The sequence below is a fragment of the Kitasatospora sp. NPDC089913 genome (assembly GCF_044748625.1).
Lineage (GTDB): Bacteria > Actinomycetota > Actinomycetes > Streptomycetales > Streptomycetaceae > Kitasatospora.
On sequence record NZ_JBIVGI010000020.1, the window covers coordinates 146016 to 172045 of the forward strand.

General features: G+C 73.9%; 28 protein-coding genes. 25 read left to right on the top strand and 3 right to left on the bottom strand.

The features are described 5' to 3' along the window. Nucleotides 1-261: 261 nt before the first annotated feature. From ACIPYS_RS27190 to ACIPYS_RS27245, 12 genes are all read left to right on the top strand, one after another. Nucleotides 262-510 (top strand): acyl carrier protein, encoded by a 249-nt coding sequence (locus ACIPYS_RS27190; RefSeq protein ID WP_375974333.1) that lies wholly within the window; start codon nt 262-264, stop codon nt 508-510. Nucleotides 511-569: 59 nt separating this feature from the next. Continuing rightward, on the top strand, nt 570-1811 hold the full coding sequence (locus tag ACIPYS_RS27195) for a beta-ketoacyl-[acyl-carrier-protein] synthase family protein (RefSeq protein ID WP_400750659.1): 1242 nt from the start codon (nt 570-572) through the stop codon (nt 1809-1811). Continuing rightward, a complete protein-coding gene (locus ACIPYS_RS27200; protein WP_400750662.1) occupies nt 1808-2947 on the top strand; it encodes a beta-ketoacyl-[acyl-carrier-protein] synthase family protein in 1140 nt (379 codons plus the stop codon). The genes ACIPYS_RS27195 and ACIPYS_RS27200 overlap by 4 nt, the downstream gene beginning before the upstream one ends. After that, on the top strand, nt 2944-3885 hold the full coding sequence (locus tag ACIPYS_RS27205) for a beta-ketoacyl synthase N-terminal-like domain-containing protein (protein ID WP_400750665.1): 942 nt from the start codon (nt 2944-2946) through the stop codon (nt 3883-3885). Before ACIPYS_RS27200 ends, ACIPYS_RS27205 begins: the two co-directional genes overlap by 4 nt. Further along, on the top strand, nt 3885-4733 hold the full coding sequence (locus ACIPYS_RS27210) for an alpha/beta fold hydrolase (RefSeq protein WP_400750668.1): 849 nt from the start codon (nt 3885-3887) through the stop codon (nt 4731-4733). The genes ACIPYS_RS27205 and ACIPYS_RS27210 overlap by 1 nt, the downstream gene beginning before the upstream one ends. Before the next feature lie 44 nt (nt 4734-4777). Beyond that, the gene (locus ACIPYS_RS27215; protein WP_400750671.1) at nt 4778-5797 is read left to right on the top strand and encodes a hypothetical protein; all 1020 of its coding nucleotides are present in this window, start codon (nt 4778-4780) and stop codon (nt 5795-5797) included. Between the two features lie 49 nt (nt 5798-5846). Further along, on the top strand, nt 5847-6956 hold the full coding sequence (locus tag ACIPYS_RS27220; protein ID WP_400750673.1) for a beta-ketoacyl synthase N-terminal-like domain-containing protein: 1110 nt from the start codon (nt 5847-5849) through the stop codon (nt 6954-6956). 100 nt (nt 6957-7056) lie between these two features. Next, nucleotides 7057-7326: an acyl carrier protein gene (locus ACIPYS_RS27225; RefSeq protein WP_400750676.1), complete on the top strand. Its 270-nt coding sequence runs from the start codon at nt 7057-7059 to the stop codon at nt 7324-7326. Next, nucleotides 7323-7718: a 3-hydroxyacyl-ACP dehydratase FabZ family protein gene (locus ACIPYS_RS27230; RefSeq protein ID WP_400750679.1), complete on the top strand. Its 396-nt coding sequence runs from the start codon at nt 7323-7325 to the stop codon at nt 7716-7718. The genes ACIPYS_RS27225 and ACIPYS_RS27230 overlap by 4 nt, the downstream gene beginning before the upstream one ends. Then, nucleotides 7718-8224, top strand: a complete 507-nt coding sequence (locus ACIPYS_RS27235; protein WP_400750682.1) for a 3-hydroxyacyl-ACP dehydratase FabZ family protein — start codon at nt 7718-7720, stop codon at nt 8222-8224. Before ACIPYS_RS27230 ends, ACIPYS_RS27235 begins: the two co-directional genes overlap by 1 nt. Further along, nucleotides 8214-8960, top strand: coding sequence for a 3-oxoacyl-[acyl-carrier-protein] reductase (gene fabG, locus ACIPYS_RS27240; protein ID WP_400750685.1), 747 nt, complete (start codon nt 8214-8216; stop codon nt 8958-8960). The genes ACIPYS_RS27235 and fabG overlap by 11 nt, the downstream gene beginning before the upstream one ends. 17 nt (nt 8961-8977) lie before the next feature. Next, a complete protein-coding gene (locus ACIPYS_RS27245) occupies nt 8978-9595 on the top strand; it encodes a 2-hydroxychromene-2-carboxylate isomerase (RefSeq protein ID WP_400750688.1) in 618 nt (205 codons plus the stop codon). Nucleotides 9596-9641: 46 nt separating this feature from the next. Here ACIPYS_RS27245 and ACIPYS_RS27250 read toward each other — a convergent pair whose 3' ends face one another. Further along, complete coding sequence (locus ACIPYS_RS27250) at nt 9642-11603, bottom strand: ABC1 kinase family protein (protein ID WP_400750691.1); 1962 nt, start codon at nt 11601-11603, stop codon at nt 9642-9644. A gap of 272 nt (nt 11604-11875) precedes the next feature. Here ACIPYS_RS27250 and ACIPYS_RS27255 point away from each other — a divergent pair, with 272 nt between their 5' ends. The 6 genes from ACIPYS_RS27255 to ACIPYS_RS27280 all read left to right on the top strand — a co-directional run bounded on the left by ACIPYS_RS27255 (nt 11876) and on the right by ACIPYS_RS27280 (nt 17433). Further along, complete coding sequence (locus tag ACIPYS_RS27255; protein WP_400750694.1) at nt 11876-12220, top strand: hypothetical protein; 345 nt, start codon at nt 11876-11878, stop codon at nt 12218-12220. Next, nucleotides 12220-12627, top strand: coding sequence for a hypothetical protein (locus ACIPYS_RS27260; protein WP_400750697.1), 408 nt, complete (start codon nt 12220-12222; stop codon nt 12625-12627). The genes ACIPYS_RS27255 and ACIPYS_RS27260 overlap by 1 nt, the downstream gene beginning before the upstream one ends. Nucleotide 12628: 1 nt before the next feature. After that, nucleotides 12629-13024, top strand: a complete 396-nt coding sequence (locus tag ACIPYS_RS27265; RefSeq protein ID WP_400750700.1) for a hypothetical protein — start codon at nt 12629-12631, stop codon at nt 13022-13024. A 223-nt stretch (nt 13025-13247) separates the two neighbouring features. Next, on the top strand, nt 13248-13502 hold the full coding sequence (locus ACIPYS_RS27270; RefSeq protein ID WP_375974295.1) for a LysR family transcriptional regulator: 255 nt from the start codon (nt 13248-13250) through the stop codon (nt 13500-13502). A 257-nt stretch (nt 13503-13759) separates the two neighbouring features. Further along, the gene (locus ACIPYS_RS27275) at nt 13760-16303 is read left to right on the top strand and encodes an aminotransferase class I/II-fold pyridoxal phosphate-dependent enzyme (protein ID WP_400750704.1); all 2544 of its coding nucleotides are present in this window, start codon (nt 13760-13762) and stop codon (nt 16301-16303) included. Continuing rightward, nucleotides 16300-17433, top strand: a complete 1134-nt coding sequence (locus tag ACIPYS_RS27280) for a prephenate dehydrogenase (RefSeq protein ID WP_400750707.1) — start codon at nt 16300-16302, stop codon at nt 17431-17433. The genes ACIPYS_RS27275 and ACIPYS_RS27280 overlap by 4 nt, the downstream gene beginning before the upstream one ends. Before the next feature lie 73 nt (nt 17434-17506). Here ACIPYS_RS27280 and ACIPYS_RS27285 read toward each other — a convergent pair whose 3' ends face one another. Next, nucleotides 17507-17983, bottom strand: coding sequence for a YbaK/EbsC family protein (locus ACIPYS_RS27285; protein WP_400750710.1), 477 nt, complete (start codon nt 17981-17983; stop codon nt 17507-17509). Between the two features lie 509 nt (nt 17984-18492). On the opposite strand from ACIPYS_RS27285, the gene ACIPYS_RS27290 reads away from it, so the two are divergent. The 6 genes from ACIPYS_RS27290 to ACIPYS_RS27315 all read left to right on the top strand — a co-directional run bounded on the left by ACIPYS_RS27290 (nt 18493) and on the right by ACIPYS_RS27315 (nt 23288). After that, on the top strand, nt 18493-19464 hold the full coding sequence (locus tag ACIPYS_RS27290) for an ACP S-malonyltransferase (protein ID WP_400750713.1): 972 nt from the start codon (nt 18493-18495) through the stop codon (nt 19462-19464). A 22-nt stretch (nt 19465-19486) separates the two neighbouring features. Beyond that, complete coding sequence (locus tag ACIPYS_RS27295) at nt 19487-20236, top strand: thioesterase II family protein (protein WP_400750716.1); 750 nt, start codon at nt 19487-19489, stop codon at nt 20234-20236. Between the two features lie 16 nt (nt 20237-20252). Continuing rightward, complete coding sequence (locus tag ACIPYS_RS27300; RefSeq protein ID WP_400750718.1) at nt 20253-20996, top strand: IclR family transcriptional regulator; 744 nt, start codon at nt 20253-20255, stop codon at nt 20994-20996. Nucleotides 20997-21077: 81 nt separating this feature from the next. Beyond that, entirely contained in the window at nt 21078-21719 is a 642-nt protein-coding gene (locus tag ACIPYS_RS27305) for a 2-hydroxychromene-2-carboxylate isomerase (RefSeq protein WP_400750721.1), read from the top strand. A gap of 87 nt (nt 21720-21806) precedes the next feature. After that, complete coding sequence (locus tag ACIPYS_RS27310) at nt 21807-22019, top strand: MbtH family protein (RefSeq protein ID WP_400750723.1); 213 nt, start codon at nt 21807-21809, stop codon at nt 22017-22019. Between the two features lie 198 nt (nt 22020-22217). After that, a complete protein-coding gene (locus tag ACIPYS_RS27315; protein ID WP_400750725.1) occupies nt 22218-23288 on the top strand; it encodes a polyprenyl synthetase family protein in 1071 nt (356 codons plus the stop codon). A gap of 115 nt (nt 23289-23403) precedes the next feature. On the opposite strand, the gene ACIPYS_RS27320 is transcribed toward ACIPYS_RS27315, so the two are convergent. Further along, nucleotides 23404-25560, bottom strand: a complete 2157-nt coding sequence (locus ACIPYS_RS27320; RefSeq protein WP_400750728.1) for an MMPL family transporter — start codon at nt 25558-25560, stop codon at nt 23404-23406. A gap of 253 nt (nt 25561-25813) precedes the next feature. Here ACIPYS_RS27320 and ACIPYS_RS27325 point away from each other — a divergent pair. Then, nucleotides 25814-26030 (top strand): carboxyl transferase domain-containing protein (locus tag ACIPYS_RS27325; protein ID WP_400750731.1); only part of this gene is annotated, 217 nt, incomplete at its 3' end.

Genomic DNA, 26030 nt, shown 5'->3' on the forward strand with positions numbered 1-26030 from the left:
AGTCCACATCGAATAATCGAGTGTGGCGGCGGTTCCGTCGCCCGGTCCGGCGACTGCGGCAAAGCCCGATGGTGCAGGAGTCCGCGGCCGGAATTCCGGGCGGTGGCAGCTTGCTGCAAGCGCGGAAGCCCTGCCCGCGGGCGGACTTGGCAGCATTCTGCCGCCGCTGTTGCCGGTGCTCCCGGGGCTGCCGTAGAACGATCTTCGGCAGAAACCTGGGAGTCACCCCGGGGTGCCGCGCCGAACAGGAAGGTGCCCATCATGGCTTCGTACGAAGAGCAGTCCCAGAAGATCAGGGAAATCGTCTGCGACATTCTCGAGATCGAGGAGGACGAGGTTACCGAGACCAGTCTCTTCAAGGAGGACCACAGCGCCGACTCGCTGCGCTCGATCGAGATTCTGGCGAATCTGGAGAAGCAGTTCAGCATCACCATCGACCAGTCCGAGCTGGCCCGCATGGTGAACCTCAAGGGCGTCTACGAGGTGGTCGCGGAGGCCGCCGGCTGGTAACCGGGGGCAGCGTTCGGACAGGGCAGGGCACGGCCGGGACACGGGACGGAGAGGTCGGGATGGCGATGTCGGGGCGGGCTGGCCCGCGCAGAGTGGTGATCACCGGACTGGGAGTGGTCTCCAGTATCGGAATGGGCGCCGGTGAGTTCCTGGAAGGCCTGCGCGGCGGGAGCAGCGGGGCCAAGCCGATCACCGTGTTCGACGTCGAGGGCTTCGACCACGCCAACGGCTGCGAGGTGGTCGGGTTCGAGCCCGAGCGGTGGATCCGGCAGCTGCCCGTCGAGCGGCTCGGCCGCGCCACCCAGTACTCCGTCGCCGCCGCCCGGATGGCGGTCGACGACGCCGGGCTGGACCTCGAGGTCTGGCGTTCGCGCCCCGGCGTCGTCACCGTGGGCACCACCGACGGCGAGTCCCGCGACCTCGACCACATGGTCGAGGCCGAGGTGCTGCACGGCCCCGAGCACATGGCGCCCGAGTCCGCCCGCCGGGTCGCGGCGGGCCGGCTGTCCGCGGCCATCGCCCAGGAACTCCGGCTCGCCGACGTCGAGGCGGTGACGATCCCGACCGCCTGCGCCGCCGGCAACTACGCGATCGGCTACGGCTTCGACGCGGTCCGCTCCGGCGAGGCCGAGTACGCCCTGTGCGGCGGCGCGGACGCCATGTGCCGCAAGACCTTCTCCGGCTTCTACCGCCTGGGCACCATCGCCCCCGACCGCTGCCGGCCGTTCGACGTGGACCGCCAGGGCATCCTGACCGGTGAGGGCGCCGGCATCCTGGTGCTGGAGAGCCTGGAGTCGGCGACCGCCCGCGGCGCCCGGATCTACGCCGAGGTGCTCGGCTACGGCCTGAACTGCGACGCCTACCACCAGGTCGCGCCCAACCAGGACAGCGTCGGCCGGTGCATGGAGATCGCCCTGGAGAACGCCGGGGTCAAGCCCGAGCAGGTCGACCTCATCTCCGCCCACGGCACCGGCACCAAGGCCAACGACGTCACGGAGGCGCGCGCCATCCGCGAGGTCTACGGTGAGCGGACGCCGAAGGTCATCTCGATGAAGTCGATGATCGGCCACACCATGGGTGCGGCCAGCGCGCTCTCCGCGATCGGCTGCGCCCTGGCGATCACCAACGACTTCGTCCCGCCGACCATCAACCACACCACCACCGACCCCGAGTGCGACGTCGACTGCGTCCCCAACACCGCGATCGAGGCGGATCTGCGGATCGTCCAGAACAACGGACTGGCCTTCGGCGGCAACAACGCCGTGGTGCTGCTGGGGAAGTACGACGGGGTGCGGCCATGAGCTGGGCCGTGACCGGTGCCGGGGCGGTGGCCGGCATCGGCCGGGACCCCGGCGAGCTGTTCGCCAACCTGTGCGCCGGAGTCTCCGGTGTGGGCGAGCTGAAGGGCTTCGACCTCAGCCGCCACGACGCCCGCTTCGCCTACGAGGTGGACGACCGCCCCGGCCCCGGCACCGACGTCCCCCGCCGGGCCACCGCCCTGCTGATCGACGCGGTCGGCCAGGCCGCCCGGGACGCCGGCCTCGACGAGCGGGACCTCCGCGGCGTGCCGATCCTGATCGGCACCGGCCTGCGGGAGCTGCGCTCGGTCGAACTGTGGCAGCGCGACGGCACCGACTTCCCCCCGCAGGACCTGCACTTCGGTACGGCCCTGCGCGCGGCCTTCGGCGCCGACGACACCCACACCTTCTCCAACGCCTGCTCCGCCGGACTGTACGCGCTGGCCCTGGGCACCGACCTGCTGGCGGCCGGGACCGCGGACACGGTGATCGTGGCCGGCGTGGACGTGCTCACCGAGACCATGTACGGCCTGCTGGAACGGGTGCAGCCCGTCCCGCCGGACCGGGTGCGGCCGTTCGACCGCAACCGGGCCGGCGTCCTCATGGGCGAGGGCGCCGCCGCCGTCGTGCTGACCCGGACCCCGGCCGAAGGACGGAAGGTGCACGGCGTGGTGCGCGGTGTGGCCGTCAACTGCGACGCCCACCACGTGACCGCGCCCGACCCGGCCGGCATCGCCGAGGCCGTCCGCGCCGCGCACGCCGCCGCCGGCCTGGAGCCCCGGGACATCGACCTGGTCATGCTGCACGGCACCGGCACCCTGCTCAACGACGAGGCCGAGGCCGTCGCCGTCGCCGACGCGTTCGGCGAGCACGCGGGCGGGCCGCTGATGACGGCCGTCAAGTCGATGACCGGCCACACCTCGGGAGCCTCCGGTCTGCTCGCCCTGGTCGTGACCCTGAGCTGCCTGGCCGAGGGCCTGGTGCCGCCGACCCTCGGTCTCGACGACCCGGTGGACGAGGCGGCCGGGTTCCGGCTCGTCACCGGGAAGGCCGCCGAAGCTGCTCTGGAAGTGGCCCAGTTGAACGCATTCGGCTTCGGCGGCGTGAACGCCGTGGCGATCGTGGAGGCGGCCCGATGACCGTACTGGTGACCGGGGTGGGCGTGGTGCTGCCCCGCGCGGCGTCGGCCCGCGGACTCGTCGAGCCGGGACCGGCCGACGCACCGCCCGTCGAACCGAAGGACCTCGTCGGGAGGAAGGGCCTGCGCTACAAGGACCGGGCCACCCAACTGGCGTACTGCTCGGCCCGGGCGGCCCTGCGCGACGCCGCGCTGCTGGACGAGCAGGACGGCCTGCGGGTCGCGGCGCTCGACGTCGGGGTGGTGGTCAGCTCCAACTACGGGAACATCGACACCGTCACCCGGGCGATGGACACCATCACCCGGGAGACCGCGGCCGCGGGCAGCCCGATGGACCTGCCCAACGCCTCCAGCAACGTCGTCGCCTCCTCCGTCGCCATCCGCTTCGGCCTGCGCGGTCCGAACCTGATGCTGTGCAACGGCGCCACCTCCGGACTGGACGCCCTCCGCTGGGGCGCGGACCTGATCCGGGCCGGCCGGGTCTCCCGGACGCTCGTCCTGGGCGTCGAGCCCGACAACGAGGCGGTGCGGGCCTTCGTCGGCGGCACCCCGACCGTGGACGGCTCGGCGGCCGTGGTGCTGGAGAGCGCCGGGGCGGCGGCCGCGCGGGGCGTCCCGGCGCTGGCCGTGCTGGGCGCCGGCGTGCGCGGCGCCGGTCTGGCGGCCACGCTGGCGCGGCTGACGGCCTCGGCCGGCGAACCTCCCGCCCTCTGGCAGGTGCCGGAGACCGACGCCCTGCCGGAGGGGCTGCTGGACGGTGTACCGCGCGAGGACCTCGGCGCCCGCTTCGGCCTCGCCTCCGGCGCGCTCGGCGTCCTCCAGTGCGCCGCCGCCGTCGGCCGGTTCGCCCGCGGCGGCACCGGTCCGGTGTTCGCCAGCTCCGGGTCGGACGCCGACGACGCCAGCGCGGGACTCGTCCTGCTCCGGCCGGCCGCCTGATGTCCGGCCCGGGCGGCCTGCTCGCCGCCGGCGACCCGCCGAAGGCCGGGCCGGGCGTTCCGCCGCCGGTGGTCGTGCGGCGCAGTGCGCCCGGCGGCCCCGACCGGATGCTGCTGCTCCACGGCCTCGCCAACAGCGCGAGCGTCTGGGACGCCTTCCTCGCCCACGCCGGCCGGGACGGCGGACCCGGGATCTGGACCGCCGACCTGCCCTGGCGCGGCGACTGCGTGGCCCACTGGAGCGCGCGGGGCGACGTCGTCCCGTACCTGGCCGAGGCACTGCGCGGGGTGCCCGGCGGCGCCGGGGTGGTGGTCGGCCATTCGATGGGAGCCAACGGCCTGCTGGAGTTCCTCCACCGGGAGCTGGAGCGCGGCGCCGACCCCTTCACCGAGTACGGCATCCGCGCCCTGGTCCTGGTGTCCCCGTTCTACCGCCGCGCGGCCGAGGACTTCGGCTGGCACTCCGTGGAGACCGCCGTCCGGAACTTCGTGCTGACCATGACCGAGGGCGTGCGGGTGCACGCCGGCGGACGGGTCACGGACGACCTGGTCGAGGAGCTCGGCGGGCGGGTCCGCGACCGGGTCGGCGCCTACGGCTGGATCCGGTTCTTCGAGACCTACCTGGCCACGCCCTGGCTGCGCACCGAACGCTTCCCCGTGCCCTGCCTCGTGATCGCGGGCGAGCGCGACTCCATCGCCCTCCCGGAGGAGGGCCGCCTGCTGGCGGCCGACCTGCCGCAGGGACGGTTCCACCTGCTGCCCGACAGCGGGCACTTCCTGATGATCGAGCAGGCGGGCGACCTGGCCGCCGCGGTCGATCACTTCGTCAGCACCTTGCCGGCCGCGTGACCGACAGGCGGCCCCGCACCCACACCACCAGGGGAGCACCTCCGATGACCACCGTGACCGAAAGCGCAGTCAAGGCGCTTCTCACCACCGAGACGACGGTGCCGCTGCGCACCCGCTTCGAGGGCGCCAACATCTGCACCTGGATCGGCTTCAAGCACATCAACTACCTGGTCGAGGAAGCCGTCCTGCTCCACTTCGCGGACGCCGGCCTCGCCGCCCGCACGCTCTACACGGAGCACGGCCTCGGTGTGGACCTCGTCGACCTCGACACCCGCATCCTCAGCGCCCTCTTCATGGACGAGACGGTCGAGGCGCACGTCGTCCCCAAGGCCGGGGACGACGACACCGCGGTCTCCTTCACCGTCACCCTGAGCGGCGAGCGCGACGGCGCGCCCACCAAGCTGGTCGCCGCCCGGGGCAGGGCCGTGCTGCGCCGGGAGAGCTACATCGAGGAGGCGAGCGAGCCGCCGGCCCCGATCGCCCGCTTCGTCACGGACCGGCTCGGCACGGCGGAGCCCGGCCTGCCGGCCCCGCCGGACATCTCCGGCCTCGACCTCACCACCGCCACCACCGCGCTGTCCGCCGGCCGCGGCACCACCGGCCCCGACCCGGTGCTCGACCTGCTCACCGCCGGCACCAACTCCTTCGGCTGGAAGTGGCGCATCCCGTACCCGTACTGCCACTTCTCCGAGCGCCTGCAGATGTCCAGCTACCTGCGGCAGATGGAGGAGGTCGTCGACCTCTTCCTGGCCGACCGGGGCATCTCGGTGCGGACCCTGATGGACGAGCGCCGCTGGATCCCCGCCTGCCCGCACTCGAGGATCCGGATCCTGGACGAGGCGCTCATGGAGGAGGAGCTCTACACCGTCTACACGGTGGAGGACGTGTTCAAGGACTTCACCTACACCTCGCGGATGGACTGCTACGTGATCCGCGACGGCGAGCTCGTGCGGACCGCCACCGGCAAGGTCACCCACGGCTACGCCGTCGTCGACAACCGGCGCGAGTGGAACCTGGTCACCTTCGACGAGCGCGTCTCCAAGGCGCTCCGGGGCGAGGCCTGACCGCCGTGCCGACCCGGCAGGCGCAACCGCGGAGAGCAACGGAGCAGACATGAGTACCACCTCTACCCTCGAGAACCCCACGGTCATCACCGCCTGGTCGGCGGTGTCCCCGTTCGGCGTCGGCCGCGAGGCGTTCGCCGAGGGGCTGCGGGAACGCCGGTCGGCCGAGCTGCCGCTGGCCCCCGAGCCCTGGCAGGCGCCCGCCGAAACCGCCTTCCTGGTACCGGACTTCGACATCCGTACGGCCCTGGGCAAGAAGGGCACCCGGTCGATGGACCGGGCCACCGGCCTCGCCGTCACCACCGTGGGCCGGCTGCTGGACGACGCGCCGCGCAACCGGCAGGTCGGCACCGGCGAGGACTCCGCGCTCGTGCTCGGCACGACCATCGGCAGCGTGCAGAGCCAGATGGACTTCACCCGCGACTCCTTCACGGGCGAGCGGCCCTACTTCGTGGACCCGGCCCGGTTCCCGAACGCCGTGATGAACTGCGCGGCCGGCCAGAGCGCGATCTGGCACCGGCTCAAGGGCGCCAACACCACCATCGCCGGGGGGCACGCGGCGGGGCTGTACGCCCTCAACTACTCGCGCCGGCTGCTGCAGTTCGGCCGGGCGCGGACCGTGCTGTGCGGCGCCGTGGAGGAGTTCTCGCACGCCCGATCCTGGCTGGACCGGCACGCCCACGACCCGCTGGCGGACGGCCCGGCCCGGCCCGCCGGCGAGGGCTGCGGCCTGCTGCTGGTCGAACGGGCCGACCCGGACGACCGGGACCAGCCGGTCCTGGCCGAACTCCTCGCCGTCCGGATGGGCATCGCCCTCGACGGTGATGTCCGGACGGCCCTGGCCTCCTGCGTGGCACACGCCCTGCGCCGCGCGGAGGTACGGCCCGAGGAGCTGTGGGCGGTCTCCACCAGCGAACTGCCCGGCCCGCTGGGCGAGCAGGAGCAGGCCGTGGTCGAGGCGGCCACCGCCGGGGCGAGCCCGCGCCGGCTCACCCAGGCCGCGCTGCTCGGCGACACCGTCGCCGCGTCGGCGGCCTTCCAGGTGGCCGGCGTCCTGGTGCACGCCGAGGACGACCCCTCGGCGGCCGGCCGGGTCGCCCTGGTGACCTCGGTCGACCGCGACGGCGCGGTCGGCTGCGCGCTGCTCCGGCTGCGCTGACCCGCACCCCGGCCCGCACCCCGGCCCGTACGCCCGACCCCGCATGCCCGATCCCGTACGCCCGACCCCGGACGCACGACCCCCACGGAAGGACACCGCCATGACGACGCAGGAGGGCCCGGCCACCACCGGGCTGGAGCTGGAGGACCTGCGCCGGACGATCGCCGACGTCCTCGACGTCGACATCGAGGAGCTGACCGACGACGCCGCCTTCGTGGCCGATCTCGGGATCGACTCGCTGCTGGCCCTGGAGGTGGTGGTCGTGCTGGAGAAGAAGTACGGCCTGCGGCTGGAGGAGCGGGACTTCCCGCTGATCACCTCGCTCCGCACCGCCTACGAGCTGCTGCGCGGAAAGCTCGGCCCGGCGTGATCGGCCCGCTCCTCGCCCCGGTGGAGGTGGTGCGTGCGCCGGAGGTCGACGGGAAGGGACGGTTCCGCGCGGTGGCCGAGGTCACCGTCGGGGCGGACGAGACGGTGCTGCCCGGCCACTACCCGGGGTTCCCGATCTTCCCGGGGGTCTGCGTGATCGAGTGCGTCCGCCTCGGTGCGCTCCAGGCCCCTCCGCCGGAGGCCGGTCCGCTGGCCCTGGTGTCGGTGGACACGGCCCGCTTCCTCAGCCCGGTCTTCCCGGGCGACCGGCTGCGGCTCGACCTCACCTGGAGCGGTGGTCCGGGCGCCTGGACCTGCGGCGGCGAGGTGGCCACCCACCGGGCCGTCGCGGCCCGGGTGCGGCTGCGGTTCGACGGCGGAGGGGAGGCGTGATGGCCGGCCCGACCGAGGCCTTCGGCCAGGCGGCGATCAGGCGGGTGCTGCCGCACCGCTTCCCGATGCTGCTGGTCGACCGGGTCCTGGACGTCGTACCGGGCGAACGGATCACCGCGGTGAAGGCGGTCAGCTGCAACGAGCCCTGGTACCGGGCGGCGGCGGACGACGCGGAGTTCGGCTACCCCCAGGTGCTGCTGATGGAGTCCTGGTGCCAGGCGGCGGGCCTGCTGGCCACCTGGGAGGACCCCGACCCGGACGTCCTGACCGGGCGGGTGATGCTCTTCGGCGGCGTGTCCGGCGTCGAGTACCACCGGCCGGTCCTGCCCGGCGACCTGCTGGAGCACCGGGCCACCGTCGTCCGCGCCCTGGCCGACACCCTGATCATCACCGGCCGGAGCCTGGTCGACGGCGAGCCCGTGCTGACCGTCGACAGCGCCGTGCTGACGTTCCGTCCGGCCGGGGAGCTCCGGCCGGCCCCCATGGGAGAGAGTCATGACCGATAACGAGACCCGGGTGGCCCTGGTCACCGGCGGCTCGCGCGGCATCGGCCGCGCGACCGTGCTGCGACTGGCGCAGGACGGCTTCGACGTCGCCTTCTGCTACCAGTCCAACGAGGCGGCCGCCGGCGCCCTGGAGGCGGAGGTGCGGAGCCTCGGCGTACGGGTGCTGAGCCGCAAGGTCGACGTGCGGGACCTCGAGGCGGTGCGCGGATTCGTCGAGGACACCGAGCGGGAGCTCGGCCCGGTCGATGCGACGGTCACCGCCGCCGGCATCACCCGGGACAACCCGCTCGTCCTGATGAAGGACGAGGAGTGGCACCAGGTGCTCGACACGAACCTGGACGGGGTCTACAACGCCTGCCGCGCCGTGGTCTTCGGCATGATGAAGCGCAAGGGCGGCGCGATCGTCAACATCTCCTCGGTCGCGGGCGTCTACGGCAACGCCACCCAGAGCAACTACTCCGCCTCCAAGGCCGGGATCATCGGCTTCTCCCGGGCGCTGGCCAAGGAGGTCGGCCGCTACGGCATCCGCGCCAACGTGGTCGCCCCCGGCTTCATCGACACCGACATGACCTCGGTGCTCACCGACGCGACGAAGGACAAGGCGCTGACCTCGGTCCCGCTGGGCCGGCTCGGCACCGCGGACGAGGTCGCGGACCTGGTCGCCTACCTGGTCTCGCCGCGCGCGGGCTACATCACCGGCGCCGTCCTGCAGATCGACGGCGGAATCACCATCTAGCGATCCAGGAGCCCGAGTTGTCGGCCGAACCGGCACGCTGGTACTTCTCCCTGCGCAGCCCCTACTCGTGGCTGGCCTTCCGGGAGCTGACCGAGAACGCCCCGGACGTGGCGGAGCGGATCGAATGGCGCCCGTACTGGGAGCCGGGCGGGGCGACCGCCCGGCTGCTGGCCGGGACGGACGTCCGGCTGCCCTACGTCCCGATGTCGAAGGAGAAGCACCTCTACATCCTGCAGGACGTCAAACGCCTGGCCACCGAGCGGGGTCTGACGGTCGCCTGGCCCGTCGACCCCGCGCCCGACTGGGACATCGCCCACCTCGGCTGGCTGCTCGCCGAGGACGCCGGCCGGGGCCGCGAGTACGTCGGACACGTCTACCGGGCGCGCTTCGAGCACGGTCTGGACATCTCCGAGCGGTCGGTGATCGCGGCGGTCGGCGCGGAGACCGGCCTCGACCCGGACGCCGTCGGCAACGCCGTCGACGATCCGGAGGTGCTCGCCCGCGGCGTGGAGGCGCTGCGCGTGCTCGGCCGCGACGGGGTGTTCGGGGTGCCGTTCTTCCTGCACGGGGCCGACCGCTTCTGGGGCTCCGACCGGCTCGCCGGCTTCGTCGCGAGTGTCCGCGCCGCGGCCTAGGGCGTGTGTCCGGACCCGCCCCGCGGGGCGGGTCCGGACACACGCCCTAGCCCGGCGGGGGAGGCTGTCGGCGGCGGGCGTGGAAGATGGTGAAGAGCACCCGCACCATCAGAATGGCACTGACCACCAGCAGGTTGTAGCCGATCACCTCGAACAGGCTGACCGACGAGGTGATCCGGGGTCCGCGGGCGGTGCTGAGCAGGATGACCGCCATCACCCCGGTGGTCGCCCCGAGGGCGGTCAGGATGACCTCGTGCACCAGGGTCTGCAGGAAGCCGCGGTCCTGGCGGTTCCCGAGCAGCCGGACGTTCACGCTCAGCCGGCCCTGTTCGACCGCGCTGGTGATCCGGTCCACCCGGCGGGGCAGTCGGCGGCCGATCAGGAGCAGGTCGAGCAGTTCGTCGGCGGCCCGGCCGGCCAGCTTCGGCGGCGACGCCGATTCGGTGACCTGGGTCCAGGCGAACTGCTTCGCCTCGGACATCAGGTCGAAGTCGGGGGCGATCCGGGTGAGGGTGCCCTCCAGGGTGGCGAGCGCCCGGAACGCCGCCGCGATGCTGTTCGGAATGGTCAGCCGGTGGGCGGTGACCAGCCGGAAGAGATCGTTGAAGGCCGTGCGGTCGAAGGACGTTCCGGAGCTGAAGTGGCGCGCCAGGAACAGTCCGAGGGTCCGTTCGAGCTCCTTCTGGTCGATCTCCTCCGGCTGGTTGGCCAGGGCGAGCAGGGCGTCGCAGAGCGCCGCCGCGTCGGCCCGGCGGAGGGCCACCAGCAGGTCCCGCAGCCGGGCCTGGAGCTGCCCGTCGATCCGGCCGACCGAGCCGAAGTCGAGCAGCGCGAGCCGGCCGTCGCGGAGCAGCAGGATGTTCCCCGGGTGCGGGTCCGCGTGGAAGGTCCCGCCGATCATGATCTGTCGCAGGACCGAGTCGAGGACGGTGCGGGCGACGGCCGTCGGGTCCGCCGCCCGGCCTTCGGTCCCCGGGCCGGACGCGCTCAGCGGCCGGCCGTCGAGCCACTCCGTGACGAGCACCTTCTCGCTGGAGAGCGCCGGGAAGACCTGCGGGATCAGCACCTTCCCGTCCCGGTGCCGCGCCGTGACCGCCGCCGTGTTGCGGGCCTCGACCCGGAAGTCCAGCTCCTCCAGGACGGACTCGGCGAAGCCGCGCGCCAGGGCGTCGACCCCGGCGGCCCGCCCCCAGGCGGTCCGTTCCTCGAGCCGGCGGGCGGCGCTGCACAGGATGTCGAGGTCCCGTTCGACGACCGGACGGCAGCCGGGGCGGCGTACCTTGACCACCACCTCCTGCCCGGAGTGCAGCCGGGCCCGGTGCACCTGCGCGATCGACCCGGCCGCCAGCGGCACCGGGTCGAACCGGGCGAACACCGACTCGAGCGGGCGGTGGAACTCCTGCCGCAGCTGCTCGGCGACGTCCTCCCAGAGCGCGGGCGCGGCCTGGTGCTGGAGGTTGCTCAACTCCTCGGTGAAGCCGGGCGCCAGCAGGTCGTGCCGGGTCGACAGGACCTGGCCGAGTTTGACGAAGGTCGCTCCGCCCTCTTCCAGGGCCCGCCGGAGCGAGCGGGCCAGCTCGTGGTGGCCGGCCGGCCCGGTGACCGGGGCCCGGCCCTTGGCGCGGAGCAGCCGTCCGAGGCCGTGCCGGTAGGCGATCGCGCTGAGCTGGGAGTAGCGGCGGGCGCGGGCGATCCGGCGGCGCAGTGCCCGCGGCAGCCGCAGCATCGACGGCCAGGAGCCGCTGGGCAGCACCACCTCGGAGGCGGCGAGGAAGCCCATGGTGAGCAGCAGTACCGCGCCGATCTCGACCGTGATGAGCGCGCCGCGGTCGCCCGAGTGCACGGTCCGGCTGAAGAGCACGGTGGCGAAGAGGCCGACGCTCCCGGTCACCGCGGCCCGGATCCGGCCGATCCGCAGGCCCAGCAGCAGCCGTGCGCCGGCGGAGAAACCCGCGATCGTGACGGAGACGGTGACGCAGCCGATCGCCAGCAGGATGGCCGTCTTCACGTGTGGCTGACCCCCTGAGCTGTACCGGACGCGAAACGAGGGCCAAGCCTACGAACGGCGGCTCGGGGCCGGGCCGGATCGGTGCCGGGGGTGACCGCAAGATGCCAGCGGTCGGCGAGGAGCCGCGGCGGGCGCCGCCGTTGTCACCTTCCTGTCAGAACGCCCCGGGGGCGGGCCGCGGAGCCCTGGCGGCTTGCGAGGATCACGGGACATGCCCGCCGTTGTCACGGCGGACCCGCCCGCGGGGCGGCGACCGGAGAGGGATGCACCGGATGAGCACAGTCCTTCGCCCACAGGCGCTGCGGTACCTCCTGGTGGAGAGCCAGGAGTCGGCGACCGAGGAGGTCCTGGCCTTCGTCCGCGACGGCGCGGTCCAGGCGGACGCCGGGCACGAGGTGACCCTGTTCCTGGTGCAGGGCGCGGTCTCGCTCGCCCTGGGCGGGCGCCCGGAGCTGGGGGCCTTCCTGGACGCGGGCGGCCGGCTGCTGGTCGACCGCTTCTCCACCGACCAGCGGGGGATCGCCGCCGAGGCGCTCCGCCCGGAGGCGGTGCCGTCCGGGATGGACGCGGTCGCGCGGCTGGTGCTCGATCCCGGGGTCCGGACGGTGTGGCACTGATGCCCCGCGCGATTCCCGGCACCGACGTGCTGCTGACCTTCATGGGGGCGCCGCACCGCACCGACCTGACCACCACCGTGCTGCGACTGGTCCAGTCGATGCTCGAACAGGGCGGGCGGGTCCAGGTCTGGGCCTGCGGCTACGCGACGATGCTGACCCAGCAGTCGCTGGGCGAGTTCAAGCCGCGCGACCTGGCGGACTGGTCGACCCGGCACCCGAGCACCGCCACCATCGTCCAGGAGATGCTCCGGGCCTTCCCGGACCGGCTCTACTGGTACGGGTGCCGGTTCTGCAGTGACGACCGCGGGGCCACGGCCCATGTGCCGGAGGTGGCCATGCGGGCGCCGCACGCCTACGCGGCCAATCTGGCGGCGACGGCCAAGACCGTACTGATCGGGGTGATCTGAGATGGCCGGAGCGGCCCGAGTGCTGGCGATCGTGGACCGCGCCTACCGGGGCGCCGTGGAGAAGCAGTTCGTCGACACCCTCTACCTGGTGCGTGAACTGCACCGGCAGATGGGCGGACTGGACATCCTGCTGCGCGGACAGGCGGTCGGTTACGCGGCCCGGGCGGCGCGGGTGGCGCCGCTGCGCTTCGGCGACCGGGTGGTGGAGACCCTGAGCGACCCGCGACGGGACGTCCAGGCCCTGCTGGACGCCGGCATCCGGGTCCTCGCGGAGGAGCCCGGGCTGACGGCGAGCGGGCTGGCCGGCCGCGAACAGCTGCTCGAAGGCGTCGAGTTGATCGGCGCGCGAGCCGCGGCGGAGAGCTGGTCCGGGTACGGGACGGTCTGCTTCCTGTGAGCGGGCCGCCCGCCGGCCGCCCGGCGGGCCGGCCGCGCTCGAGCCGCCCACCCGGCCGACCGCGCTCGAGTCGCCCGGCGGACAGCCCACCGGGCCGGACGGGTCCGTGCCGTTGCAGCTTCCTGTAGCCGCTGTTGCCCGGGCCACTTCGCATCGGCTGTTATGGCCCGGTCAGCGCGGATTCCGGGTGCCCCGGCGACCCGCCGAAACCACAGGGGGAGCTATGCACGAGCGGGAGTTCCGAGCTTTCGTGTCCGTGGCCGAGTTCGGACGCATGGACCACGCGGCGAAGGAGTTGGGGTATTCCCAACCGGCGATCAGTTACCAGATCAAATGCCTGGAACAGATGCTGGGAACGAAGCTCTTCACCCGTGATTCCAACGGCGCGCACCTGACCCGCGAGGGGCGGATGATCCTGCCGTCGGCGAAGGCCGTCCTGACCCTCATCGACAGCATGAAAGGCGTCTGCGCGGTGTGAGCCCGTCGGCGTCCGGGCCCGGTGACAGCATTCCACCGGGCCGGCGGCGGCACACCGCCACGTCAAAGAGTTGAAAACGGTGACGACAGGAACGGCGTCCTGTCGGGTGTCAGCAAGTTGCCGAGCCGTGCCGCGCGGGGCGTCCGGACCGGGAGCCGTGCCGTCTAATCGACATCGCTTCCGATTACTGGATGGGGACTCAGCATGCGCGGACACGACATCGAACTCCCGGTGCCACGAGCGGAGGTGGGCGTCCGATGACGGCCCACGGCACGCCGGGCGCGGCTCCGAAGGCACTCACGCTGGACGACTGCGCCGTGCTGGCCCGGGAGCGCATCGACCCGGCGGTCTGGGACTTCGTCCAGGGCGGCGCGGGGGAGGAGCGGACGCTCTCCCGGAACCTGCTCGCCTTCGACCGTGTGTGCCTGCGCACCCGGGTGCTGACCGGTGCGAGCGAGGTGGACACCTCGGTCACGGTGCTCGGACGCCGCTGGGCCGCCCCGGTGGGGGTCGCGCCGATGGCGTACCACACGATGGTCCACCCCGAGGGTGAGACCGCTACCGTACGGGCGGCGGGGGAGGCCGGCCTCCCGGTCGTGGTGAGCACCTTCGCCGGGAAGCCCTTCGAGGAACTGGCCGCCGCCGCGGGTTCCCCGCTCTGGCTGCAGGTCTACTGCTTCCGCGACCGGTCGACGACCCGGCAACTCGTCGAGCGGGCCGAGCGGGCGGGCTTCGAGGCGATCGTCCTCACCGTCGACGCGCCGAGGCTCGGCCGTCGGCTGCGCGACCTGCGCAACGACTTCCGGCTGCCCGGGGGCATCGTGCCGGCGAACCTGCCGCGCGCCGACTACTCCTCGCCGAGCGGCCACGGGCGCACCGAGCTGGACCCGGGCCTGGACTGGTCGGTGGTCACCTGGCTGCGCTCGATCAGCGCACTGCCCGTCCTGCTCAAGGGGATCACCACGGCCGAGGACGCCGCGCTGGCGCTGGCGGCCGGCGTGGACGGCCTGGTCGTCTCCAACCACGGCGGGCGCCAGCTCGACGGCGGACTCGCCTCCCTGGAGATGCTCGCGGAGGTCGCCGGCGCGGTCGACGGCCGCTGCCCGGTGCTGCTGGACGGCGGCGTGCGGCGCGGCACGGACGTGCTGACGGCGCTGGCGCTCGGCGCCGATGCCGTACTGCTCGGCCGCCCGGTGCTGCACGGGCTGGCGCTGGCCGGGCAGACCGGCGTGGCCGAGGTGTTCGACATCCTGGCCGGCGAGTTCGAGGACGCGCTGCTGCTGACCGGCACCCGCTCGGCCGCCGAGGCCGGTCCGGCGGTGCTGGACCGCGCGGCGCGGGAGTCCCTGGTGCGGGAGTCCCCGGTGCCGGCGCCCGCCGCACCGGAGCTCGCGGTGCCGGAGCCCGCCGCACCGGGACCCTCGGCACCGGCCGGGCGGTCGCAGCTCCCGGGCGTGCTGCGCAAGGAGGAACTCCACGCCAGCGTCAGCGACCCGGTGCTGGACACCATGAACTTCCTCAACGAGGTGACCACCCGCTACCCCGACGCGGTCTCCTTCGCCCCGGGCCGGCCCTACGAGGGCTTCTTCGACACCGAGCAGCTCTTCGGCCACCTGCGCCGCTACCTCGACCACCTGGCCGAGCAGGGCGACACCCCGGAGGCCGTCCGCACCAAGCTGTTCCAGTACGGTCCCACCGCGGGACTGATCAACGGGCTGATCGCCGACTCGCTGCGCGAGGACGAGGGGATCGACGTCGACCCCGCCTCGATCGTGGTCACGGTGGGCTGCCAGGAGGCGATGTTCCTGACCCTGCGGGCGCTGTTCGCCGGCCCCCGGGACGTCCTGCTGGCCACCAGCCCCTGCTACGTGGGCATCACCGGCGCCGCCTCGCTGCTCGGCATCCCGGTCACCGCGGTCGGGGAGGGGCCGGAGGGCCTCTCCTGCGCGGCGGTGGAAGCGGCCGTCGGTGCGGAGCGGGCCCGCGGCCGCCGCCCGCGCGCGCTCTACGTGGTGCCCGACCACTCCAACCCGTCCGGCACCACCATGCCCCGCCGGGCCCGCGAGGACCTGCTCGCGCTCGCCGAGCGCCTCGACCTGCTGCTGATCGAGGACAACCCCTACCGCCTGGTCAGCACCGGCGAGCGGCTGCCCACCCTCAAGGCGCTCGACACCGGCCGCCGGGTCGTCCACCTGGGCTCGTACTCGAAGACGGCCTTCCCGGGCGCGCGGATCGGGTTCGTGGTGGCGGACCAGCCGGTCCGGGACGCCGCCGGCGCCGGCGGACTGCTCGCCGACGAGCTCGCCAAGATCAAGAGCATGGTGACGGTGAACACCCCTCCGCTCAGCCAGGCCGCGGTGGCCGGGATGCTGCTGGCGGCCGGGGGGCGGCTCTCCGCGCTGAACGCCGGGCCCGCGGCACACTACGGGGAGGTCCTGGCGGCCGTGCTGGAGCAGTTGGAGCGGCACTTCCCCGAGGAGCGGCGGCGTGCGCTCGGCCTGCGCTGGAACGTCCCCGACGGGGGGTTCTTCCTCGCCGTCGAGGTGCCGTTCCCGGCGGACGAGCCGGCCCTGCTGCGCTCGGCCGGGGAGCACGGCGTGATCTGGACCCCGATGTCGTACTTCTATCCGCAGGGGGGCGGCGAGCGCACCGTGCGGCTCTCCTTCAGTTACCTGACCCGCGCGGAGGTCGAGGACGGCATCGCCCGACTGGCGGGCTTCGTCGAGGCCGAGGCCGCGGCTGCGGCCTCGACGGCAGCAGCAGCGGCAGCGGTCGCGGGCCACGACGGGCCGGGGCGATGAGGAGCGCCGCCGTCATCGGGACCGGGGCGATCGGCACCTCCGTCGCGCTCGCGCTCGGCCGGCACGGGGTGGCGGTGCATCTGAGCGACGTGAACCCGACCGCGGCGAGGACCGCGGAGGCCATGGGCGCGGGCTCGCTGGCCGTGCCCGAGGGACCGGTCGACCTGGCCGTCCTCGCCGTGCCGCCCGCGCGCGTCGGCACCGTCCTGGCCCGGGCCCAGCGCGCCGGACTGGCCCGCGCCTACACCGATGTCGCCAGCGTGAAGGCGCGGCCGCACGACGAGGTGGCGCGCGCCGGGGCGGACCCGGCCCGCTTCATCGGCGGGCACCCGATGGCCGGCACCGAGCGCTCCGGGCCGCTGGCCGGGCGGGCCGACCTGTTCGACGGCCGGCCCTGGGTGCTCACGCCGTCCCCGGCCACCGGCCAGGACACCCTCAACCGCGCCCTCGAACTCGCCTCGCTGTGCGGGGGAACACCGGTGGTCATGGATGCCACCGAGCACGACCGCGCCGTCGCGCTGGTCTCGCACGCCCCGCACCTGGTCTCCTCCCTGATGGCGGCCCGGCTGGCGGACGCGGGGGAGTCCAGCGTCCGGGTCGCGGGGCAGGGGGTGCGCGACGTCACCCGCATCGCGGGCGGCGACCCGGGCCTGTGGGGCGAGATCCTGGACGCCAACGCCGCCGCCGTCGCGGACGTCCTCGACGAGTTCGCGGCCGACCTCGGCCGGACCGTCTCCGCGCTGCGGGGCCTGGCCGGCACCGACGCCGCGCGGCGCGGACAGGCCGCGGCCACGCTCGACGAGGTCCTGCGGCACGGCACCCTGGGGTGGGCGCGGGTCGCCCGGAAATCGGGCACCCCGCTCACCGGCCTGGCCGCCGTTCCGGTCCTGGTGCCGGACCGACCCGGCGCCCTGGCCCGGCTGTTCACCGCGGTGGGCGAGATCGGGGTGAACATCGAGGACGTCCGGATCGAGCACTCGATGGACCGGCCCCGCGGCCTGGTCGAGCTGCTGGTCCAGCAGCGCTCGGCCTCGGCGCTCGGCCGGCTGCTGGACGCGGACGGCTGGACGGTGGCGGAGGACGGCTGGACCGTCGCGGAGGAGGCCGCCCCGGCGGCGGGCTCCCGCTGACCGACGACGGAGCTCCGGGGGGCGCGGGATCGCCGTCCCCCCGGAGCTCCGTCGTTCGCGGTCGCCGGTCCGGTCAGCCGACGGCCACCGGATCGTGCTGCGCCACCGGCCGGATCAGCGGGTGCGCGAGGCCGGCCCAGTCCGCGGGAGCGATCGCCAGTGATCGGTCCAGGCGGGCGGCGTTGAAGTAGATCTCCGCGGGTTCGAGCAGCGTGGGGTCGGCCAGCAGCCCGAGTTCCGGGTGGAAGGTGAAGGGGACGATCGATCCGCTGCGGCACCGGGTGAGCCGCTCCGCGGTCCGCCGGTCGGCGAACGCCGTCCGGTCGCCGCCGAGATGGTGGGCGACGGCTTCCAGGTCGACCCGGCGGTCACCGGGTACGACGACGACGGTGTGCCGGGGCGGGCTCCCGGCGGTCCTGGTGCGGACCACGACGCATTTCGCGGCCTGCCGCAGTGCGTGCCCGCGCAGTGCACTGGCCTCGGCGGTGCGCCCCTCCGGCCGGTGGTCGATCAGACGGAACGGCGTCCCGGACGATGACATCATCGTCATGATCCTTCGATAGACGCCGTCTTCGGGTTCGTCCGTGAGCTGATTGCTGTTCACGGAATTTCCTTCCTCGAAAGGCTGCCCCGAACGTAGTGCCCGCCGGGGGCCGGCATTCCGGCCGTGACCAGTAGCTGTCACTCCCTGCGGGCCGGTGCGGGGGCCGCCGGACCCGGGCCGCCGGGCCCGCCGTACCCCTGACCGGCCGCGCGGCGTCCGCCCCGGAGGTGGCAGCTTCCTGAAACGGGCGTTGTCCCTGGTCCGCGCGGCCGGATAGAGATTGCCGAGCACAGCGGCGGTCGGCCCATCCCCCGGCCGGGCGCAGCATGCCTCCGGCAGTCACCGACCCCCGGGCCGACCGCCGGAGTCGTCGTTCGGGTGTGGTGCACGCCGTCGTGGTGAGCGACGGCGGGCCCCGGGCGACGGAACGGCGGAGCCGGCCCGGACCCCGACGGGCCCGGCTCCGCCCCGGACCCGGACGACCCGCTGATCCGCCTGCTGGAAGGTGTTGGGCCATGACTCCCGAACCGATCGCGTTGCTGTTCCCGGGACAGGGCACCCAGAAGCAGGGCATGGGCGAGCCCTGGCGGGACACCCGGGCGTGGGACCTCGTGGAGCAGGTGTCGGAGCGGGTCGGCGAGGACGTCGCCGAGCTGCTCCTGCACACCGGCGACGCGTTGCTGCGGCGGACCGATCTGGCCCAGCTGGCGGTCTTCACCGTCGATGTGATGGCCCACGACGAGGCGCGGCGGAGCGGACTGTGGTCCGGTGCGCCGGTCGTCGCCTGTGCGGGCCACAGCCTGGGCGAGTTCGCCGCCCTGGTGGCCGCGGGGGCGCTCGGGCTCGCGGACGCGGCCGGCCTGGTCGCCGTCCGCGGTCGCGCCATGCGGGACGCGGCCGAACTCTTCGACGGCACCATGGGTGTGCTGGTCGGCGCGCCGCTGCCGGCCGTGGAGGCCCTGGTCGCCGACGCCCAGGCCGCCGGGCACCGGGTCTGGGTCGCCAATGCGAACGCGCCCGGCCAGGTGGTGCTGTCCGGCTCGGTGGACGGGGTGGCGGCGGCCGCCGCCGAGGCGCCCGGGATCGGCGCGAAGCTGATCCGCGTCCCGGTGGGCGGGGCCTTCCACAGCCCGCTGATGGCGCCCGCGGCCGTGCGGCTGCGGACGGCGCTCGCCGGGGTCGCGTTCGCCGGACGGCACACCCCGGTGGTCGCCAACGTGGACGCCCGCCCGCACGGGGCCGGCGCCGACTGGCCGGTGCTGACGGAGCGCCAGCTGGTCTCGCCGGTGCTCTGGGAGGCCGGGGTCCGGACGCTGGTCGACGGGCTCGGGTGCACACGGCTGATCGAGCTGGGCCCCGGACGGACGCTGGCCGGCATGGTCCGCCGGATCGCACCGGCCGTCGAGGTGCTCTCCGTGGACAGTCCGGAGGCACTCGCGGCCCTGGCGTCCGGCCGGTCCGGCCGGGTCGAGGGCGCGCGGGGATGACGTACCGACAGGAGAGGCAGAGATGATCGAGAGCACAGTCGCGAGCCGGTGGTTCCGGCGCTACCCGCCGTCGCAGGGCAGGGCGGCCGTCCGACGGCTGGTCTGCCTGCCGCACGCGGGCGGGACCGCCAGCGCCTTCCACGGCTGGGCGGACCGGCTCGGCGGCGGGACGGAGGTGCTCGCGGCCCGCTACCCCGGCCGGCAGGAGCGGATCGCCGAGGACTGCGTCACCGGCATGGCGGAACTCGCCGACGCGGTCACCGGGGCGCTGCTGCCGTTCCTCGACCTGCCGGTGCACCTGTTCGGCCACAGCATGGGGGCCTCGCTCGGCTACGAGGTCGCACTGCGGCTGGAGGAGGAGCACGGCGTCCGGGTGGCCGGCCTGCACGTGTCGGCCCGGAAGGCGCCGCACCTGGTGACTCCCGAACCCACCTACCTCGGCGGCGACGAGGCCGTGGTCGCGGAGGTGCTGAAGCTGGGCGGAACCGAGGCACAACTGCTCCGCGACCCGGACCTGCTCGAGCTGGTGATGCCCGCCCTGCGGGCCGACTTCGAGATCGTCGGCACCTACCACGCGCGGCCGGTGCGGCCGCTGGGCTGCCCGGTGGCCGGCTACGTCGGCGACCGCGACGAGGTCACCCCGGCCGACCTGGCGGCCTGGGCGGACGTGTCCACCGCCTCCTTCGACCTGACGGTGTTCCCGGGCGGCCACTTCTACCTGGCGGACCAGCGGGACGCGCTGCTGCGCGATCTCGCCGCCCGGATCGCGTAGCGCCGTGGGGGGCACCGTGACCTCGGAACCGAGCAGCGGCGTCGGCGTCCTGGACAAGACCTCGCTGCTGCTCGGCGCGCTGGCCGAGGGCCCGGCCTCGTTGCGCACCCTGAGCGACGTCACCGGTCTGTCCAGGGCGACCGTGCACCGGCTCGCGCTGGCCCTGGAGAGCATCCGCCTGCTGACCAGGGACACCCGGGGGCGGTTCCTGATCGGTCCGCGGATCGGCGAGCTGGCCGGCGGGGCCGGGCGCGACCGGCTGGTGCAGAGCTCCGGCCGGGTGCTGGCGGACCTGCGGGCGCGGACCGGGGCGAGCGCGCGGCTCTACCGGCGCCGCGGCGGGGTGCGGATCTGCGTGGCGACGGCGGAGGGACCGGGCACGGGGCGGTCGGCCGGGGCGGCGGAGGGCGTGGCGCTGCCGATGAAGGCCGGTGCGGGCACCCAGGTCCTGCTGGCCTGGGAGGACCCGTACGAGATCGCCCGGACGATCAGGGGGGCCGACTTCGGGGTGGCGGCCCTGGCCAGGGTGCGGCGGCAGGGCTGGGCGCAGAGCCTGGGGACGGGCGAGCTGGGTTTCGGCGCGGTCGCGGTGCCCGTCCGCGGGGCCGACGGGCGGGTCGAGGCGGCGCTCGTCCTGGACGGGCCGGTGGCGCTGATGTCCCGGGCGCCGGGCCGGCGGTACGGCCGGCTGCTGATCGGCGCGGCCGACGGCCTCGACACCGGGCCCGTCCGGCCGGCCGCGCGCGTTTCTGACAGTTAGCTGCAGAACGGCTTGTCCGCCCCCTCGGGGAATCGATAGAAATCCGTCCGGCCGTTCCTTGCGAATTCCTTGGAGACATTGATGGCAAGAAAGCCGCCGCGCTGGTACTTCTCGTTCGGCAGTCCGTACTCGTGGCTGGCGTACCGGGATCTGACCGCCCGGTACCCGGACGTCGCGGACGCGATCGAGTGGCGTCCGTTCTGGGAGCCGGACGACGCCCACCACGACGACCTGGAGTCCTCCGGGGTGCGGCTGCCCTATGTGGAGCTCTCCCGGGAGAAGTTCCTCTACGTGCTCCAGGACATCCGCCGGCTGGCCGTCGAGCGGGACCTGCGGGCGGTCTGGCCGGTGGACCGTTCGCCCAACTGGGAGGTCTCGCACCTGGCCTACCTGGTGGCCGCGGACCACGGCCGCGGCCGTCAGTTCGTCGACGCGACCTACCGCGCCAGGTGGCAGGAAGGGCTGGACATCTCCTCGCCGGAGGTCGTCGCCGGCATCGGCGCGGGGATCGGCCTCGACCCCGCCCTGCTGGGCACCGCGTGGCAGGACCCGGAGGTCCGCACCCGGGGCCTCGAGGCACTCGACGCCTCCTACCGGGACGGCGTGTTCGGGGTGCCGTACTTCATCGACGGCTACCAGCGCTTCTGGGGCGTCGACCGGCTGCCCGGCTTCGTCTCGGAGGTGCGCCACCGCATGGCGGCGGCCACCGCCGCGGCCCGCTGACCGCCGCCACCCGCTGACCGGCGTCGGCCGACGCCGGTTCCATCCGCCCATCCGCAACCAACCGAACCGACAGGAGCCCGATCCATCATGGCGACCAACCCGTTCGAGGACGACAACGCCTCCTACTACGTCCTCGTCAACGAGGAGAACCAGCACTCGCTGTGGCCCGCCTTCGCCGAGGTGCCGGCCGGCTGGACCGTCGTGCACGGCCAGGAGAGCCGCGAGTCCTGCCTCGACTACATCAACACCAACTGGACCGACATGCGCCCGAAGAGCCTCGTCGAGGCGATGGGCGCCTGACCCGCACACCCTCTTCGGCGGCCCACCGCCGCCGGCCCGACCCAGGCCCCGGTCCGCCCGCGAACCCCGCGGACCGGGGCCTGCCGTCCGCCCGGTGACAGGTTGTTGCCAGCCTGCCCGGGGGAGTCCGGCCGGTCCCGGACCCACGACCTAGCGTCGGGTCCGAACGACCGCGCCGACGCTTCGCCCGGAGGAACGATGACCGCGCCGACCGCGCCGACAGCCCCGACGGCCCTGGCCGACGAGCCCCGGCCGGACTCCCTGCTGGCCAGACTGGCCCCGCCCGACCCGGCACTCGCCGACCGGCTGCGGCACGGCCTGGCCCACGCCGAGACCCGACTGCGCGAGGTCGCGGCGGACGTGCCGGACGCCCGGGTCGCCGAGTGGTCGCGCTATCTGATCGAGGCCGGCGGGAAGCGGCTGCGCCCGCTGCTGGTGCTGCTGGCCGCCGAGTTCGGCGCGGCACCGCCACCCGCGGACCGCTCGGACCGGGTCCTGGACGCCGCCGTCATGGTGGAACTGATCCACGTGGCCTCGCTGCACCACGACGACGTGATGGACGGCGCCCGCAGCCGGCACGGCGTTCCCAGCGCCCCGGCCCGCTGGGGCAACCGGACCGCCGTGCACCTCGGCAACCGGCTGCTGAGCAGGGCCGCCCGGCTCGCCGCGGACCTGGGGGGCGAGGTGGTCGGGCTGCAGGGCGGCGCCACCGAACGCCTGGTCCGCGGCCAGTTGCGGGAGCTGACCGGTCCGGCGGCGGGGGAGTCCCCGCTGACCCACCACTTCGCGGTGATCGCCGACAAGACCGCCTCACTGATCTCCCTGGCACTGCGGGTCGGCGGCACGGCGGCGGACGTGCCCGCCCCGGTCGTCCGGGCGCTGGCCGGGTACGGCGAGTACCTGGGCATCGTCTTCCAGCTCTCGGACGACCTGCTGGACTTCGCCGCCGATCCGGCGGAGTCGGGCAAGGACACCGGGACCGACCTCGCCGTCGGGGTGCGCACCCTTCCGGTGCTGCTGGCGCTCAGCGAGGACGGGCCGCGCGCGGCCGAGCTGCGCCGGTTGCTGGAGGGCGGGCCGCTCGCGGACGAGGGCGGCCGCCGCCGGGCGGCGGAGCTGCTGCGCAGCTCCACGGCGGAGGCACGGGCCAGGGAGCTCCTGCACTCCTACGCCGCGGACGCCCGCGACGCGCTGTCCGCCCTGCCGGACGTCCCGGCCCGGGCCGCGCTGGACGCCCTGGTCGGAGTGGTCGAACACCGCAGCTCCTGAGGCCGGCCGGGCGGGACCCGGGCGGGTTCGGTCCGGCCGGCCCCGGGCGGGTGGGCACGAAGGGGCCGGCGGGTCGGATCCGACCCGCCGGCCCCTTCGCCGTCGCCGACGCGGGTCAGCCCGTGGCGCGGCTGCCGCTGCCCACCAGGAGCGGCTGCTCCTCGCCGGCCGACGGCGGTGCCTGGTCCTTCAGCCCCGGCCACCAGGCCCGGCGGCCGAGCAGCGTGGTGGTGGCGGGAACGAGGAACAGCGCCATGACGAAGGCGGTGAGCAGGATGCCGAACGCCACCGCGAAGCCCATCTGCTGGAGCATCGAGTTGTCCGCGAGCATCAGCACACCGAAGGTGCCGGCCAGGATGATCGCGGCGGCGCCCATGGTCGGCGCGGACCGGGCCACCGCGTGCTTGACCGCCGCCCGGGGGTCGGCGCCCTCGCGGATCTCCTCGCGCAGCCGGGCGATCATGAGGATGTTGTAGTCGGTGCCGATGGCCACCACGAAGAGGTAGACCAGGATCGGCAGGCTGAACAGCACGCCGTTGGCGCCCTTGACGCCCTGGAAGAGCCAGACCGTGGCGCCCAGGGTGGCGACGAAGCCGAGGCCGACCGACAGCATCAGGAACCACGGCGCGACCACGCTGCGCAGCAGGAGGCCGAGGATCAGCATGATGGCGAGGGCGGCGACCGGGAACACCACGGTGTAGTCGTGGTTGGTGGCGGTGCGGATGTCGACCATGACGGCGGTCATACCGCCGACCAGGGCCCGGGTGCCGTCGGGTGCGGCGGCGTGCGCCTGGTCCCGGAGGGTGCCGCCGACCAGGTCGATCGCCTCCTCCGCCATCGGCTTGTAGGCCAGCGAGACGCTGAACTGGGCGGCCGTGCCGTCGGCGGAGAGCACCGCGGGGGAGACCAGGGCGACGCCGCCGATGCCGGCGAGCTTGTCGTGGTAGGCGGTCAGCTGGTCGTCGGCGAGCCTGCCGCCGCCGGTCTTCTCCACGAAGACCAGGGTCGGTTCGGCCCGGCCGGCCGAGAACGCCCCCTGGAGGGTGTCCATGGCCTGCACCGACTCCAGGTCCTTCGGCAGCGAGTTGCCGGTGTCGAAGTCGGCCTTGAATCCGAGGGCACCGGCCGCGAGCACCACCAGCAGTCCGCCGGAGACCGCCGCGACCAGCCCCGGACGACGGGACGTCAGCGCGCCGACCTTCTGCGCCAGCGCGTTCTTCGGCTCGCGCTTCCAGGCCTTGGAGGGCCAGAATGCGGCCCGGCCGAGGAGGGCGAACACGGCCGGCACCAGCGTGACGCCGGCGACCATGCTGACCCCGACGGAGATGGCGAGCGAGGGCCCCATGGCGCGCAGCATGCCCATGGTGGAGAGGGTCAGCGCGAGGAAGGCCACCGCCACCGCTCCGGCCGCGGAGGCGATGGTCTCGCCGACCCGGGCGACGGCCTCGGCCATCGCGGGGCGCGGCGCCATCCCGGCCCGCAGGAACTCGCGGTAGCGGAAGAGCAGGAAGAGCAGGTAGTCGGTGCCGACGCCGAACAGGACCACGATCAGCATGGTCGAGACCGAGGAGTCGGCGGTCAGCCCGAAGACCGAGCTGGCGGTGGAGATCAGCCCGGTGGCGGTCAGGTAGACCAGGGCGATCACGACCACCGGCAGCAGGGCGATCAGCGGGCTGCGGAAGATGGCGCCGAGCAGGACGACGATCAGCAGCAGGGTGGCCATCATGATCATGCCGTCGGTGTTGCTGCCGGAGTCCTGGGTGTCCAGCGCGGTGGCGGCGTCGCCGGTCACGCCGGCCTTGAGGGCGGTGCCGTTCAGGAGCTCCTTGACGTCCAGCCGCAGTTGCTTGACGTCCTTGGTGACGGCTTCGTCGTAGGAGTCCTTGATGTCCGCGTAGATCTGGGCCAGGCCGATCCTGCCGTCCGGCGAGATCGAGTTCGGGTCGGTCTCGACCTTCTTGAGGTGTGCGTACTGCTTGCCCTCGAGCCCGGTGGCGATCTTCGCCAGGTCGGCCTTGTCGCCGTCGGTGAGGGCGGCTCCGTCGGTGCGCTGGAAGACGGCGATCGCGGCGGGCTGGTCGGGCCCGGGGAAGGCGCGCTTCTGCACCTCGGCCACCTGGACCGACTCGTAGTGCGAGGGCAGGAACTCGGCCTGGTCGGTGGTCGACTTGAGCTTGGGGGCGAGCGCGGTCAGGGCGACCGCCGCGATCAGCCAGGCTGCGACGACCAACCACGGTCGGCGGACGACGAACCGCCCGATCCGTGTGAACATGACACTCCTTTGGACGATGGGCACGGGTGTGTGCGACCGGGGTTCGCGATCGCGGGGGGTGAGGCGGCAGCATCGCACCAGCACCCCCGTTCGCACCTGCGGCGTGGCAGCTTGTGGCCACCGGGCCCGCGTGGCGCCGGTCCTCCGGCGTGCGCGGTTCAGCTTGCGGACGGCCGCGGGGCGAACCGTGGTGGCACGGGCCGGGTCCTGCCTACCGTCGACGCACCGTCGAGGTTCAGAGGGGGGATGGCCGATGCCGGGAACCGCGCCCGCCGTGTCCACCGTGCGTGACCGGGTGGAGGAGCTCCGGGGCCTGCTGGCCGGCGTCCGCGCCGGGGATCCGCGGGCCACCGAGGCCCAGCACGCCAAGGGCAGGCTGACCGCCCGCGAGCGGATCGAGCTGCTGCTCGACGAGGGCTCGTTCCGGGAGGTCGAGCCGCTGCGCCGGCACCGCGCCACCGGTTTCGGGC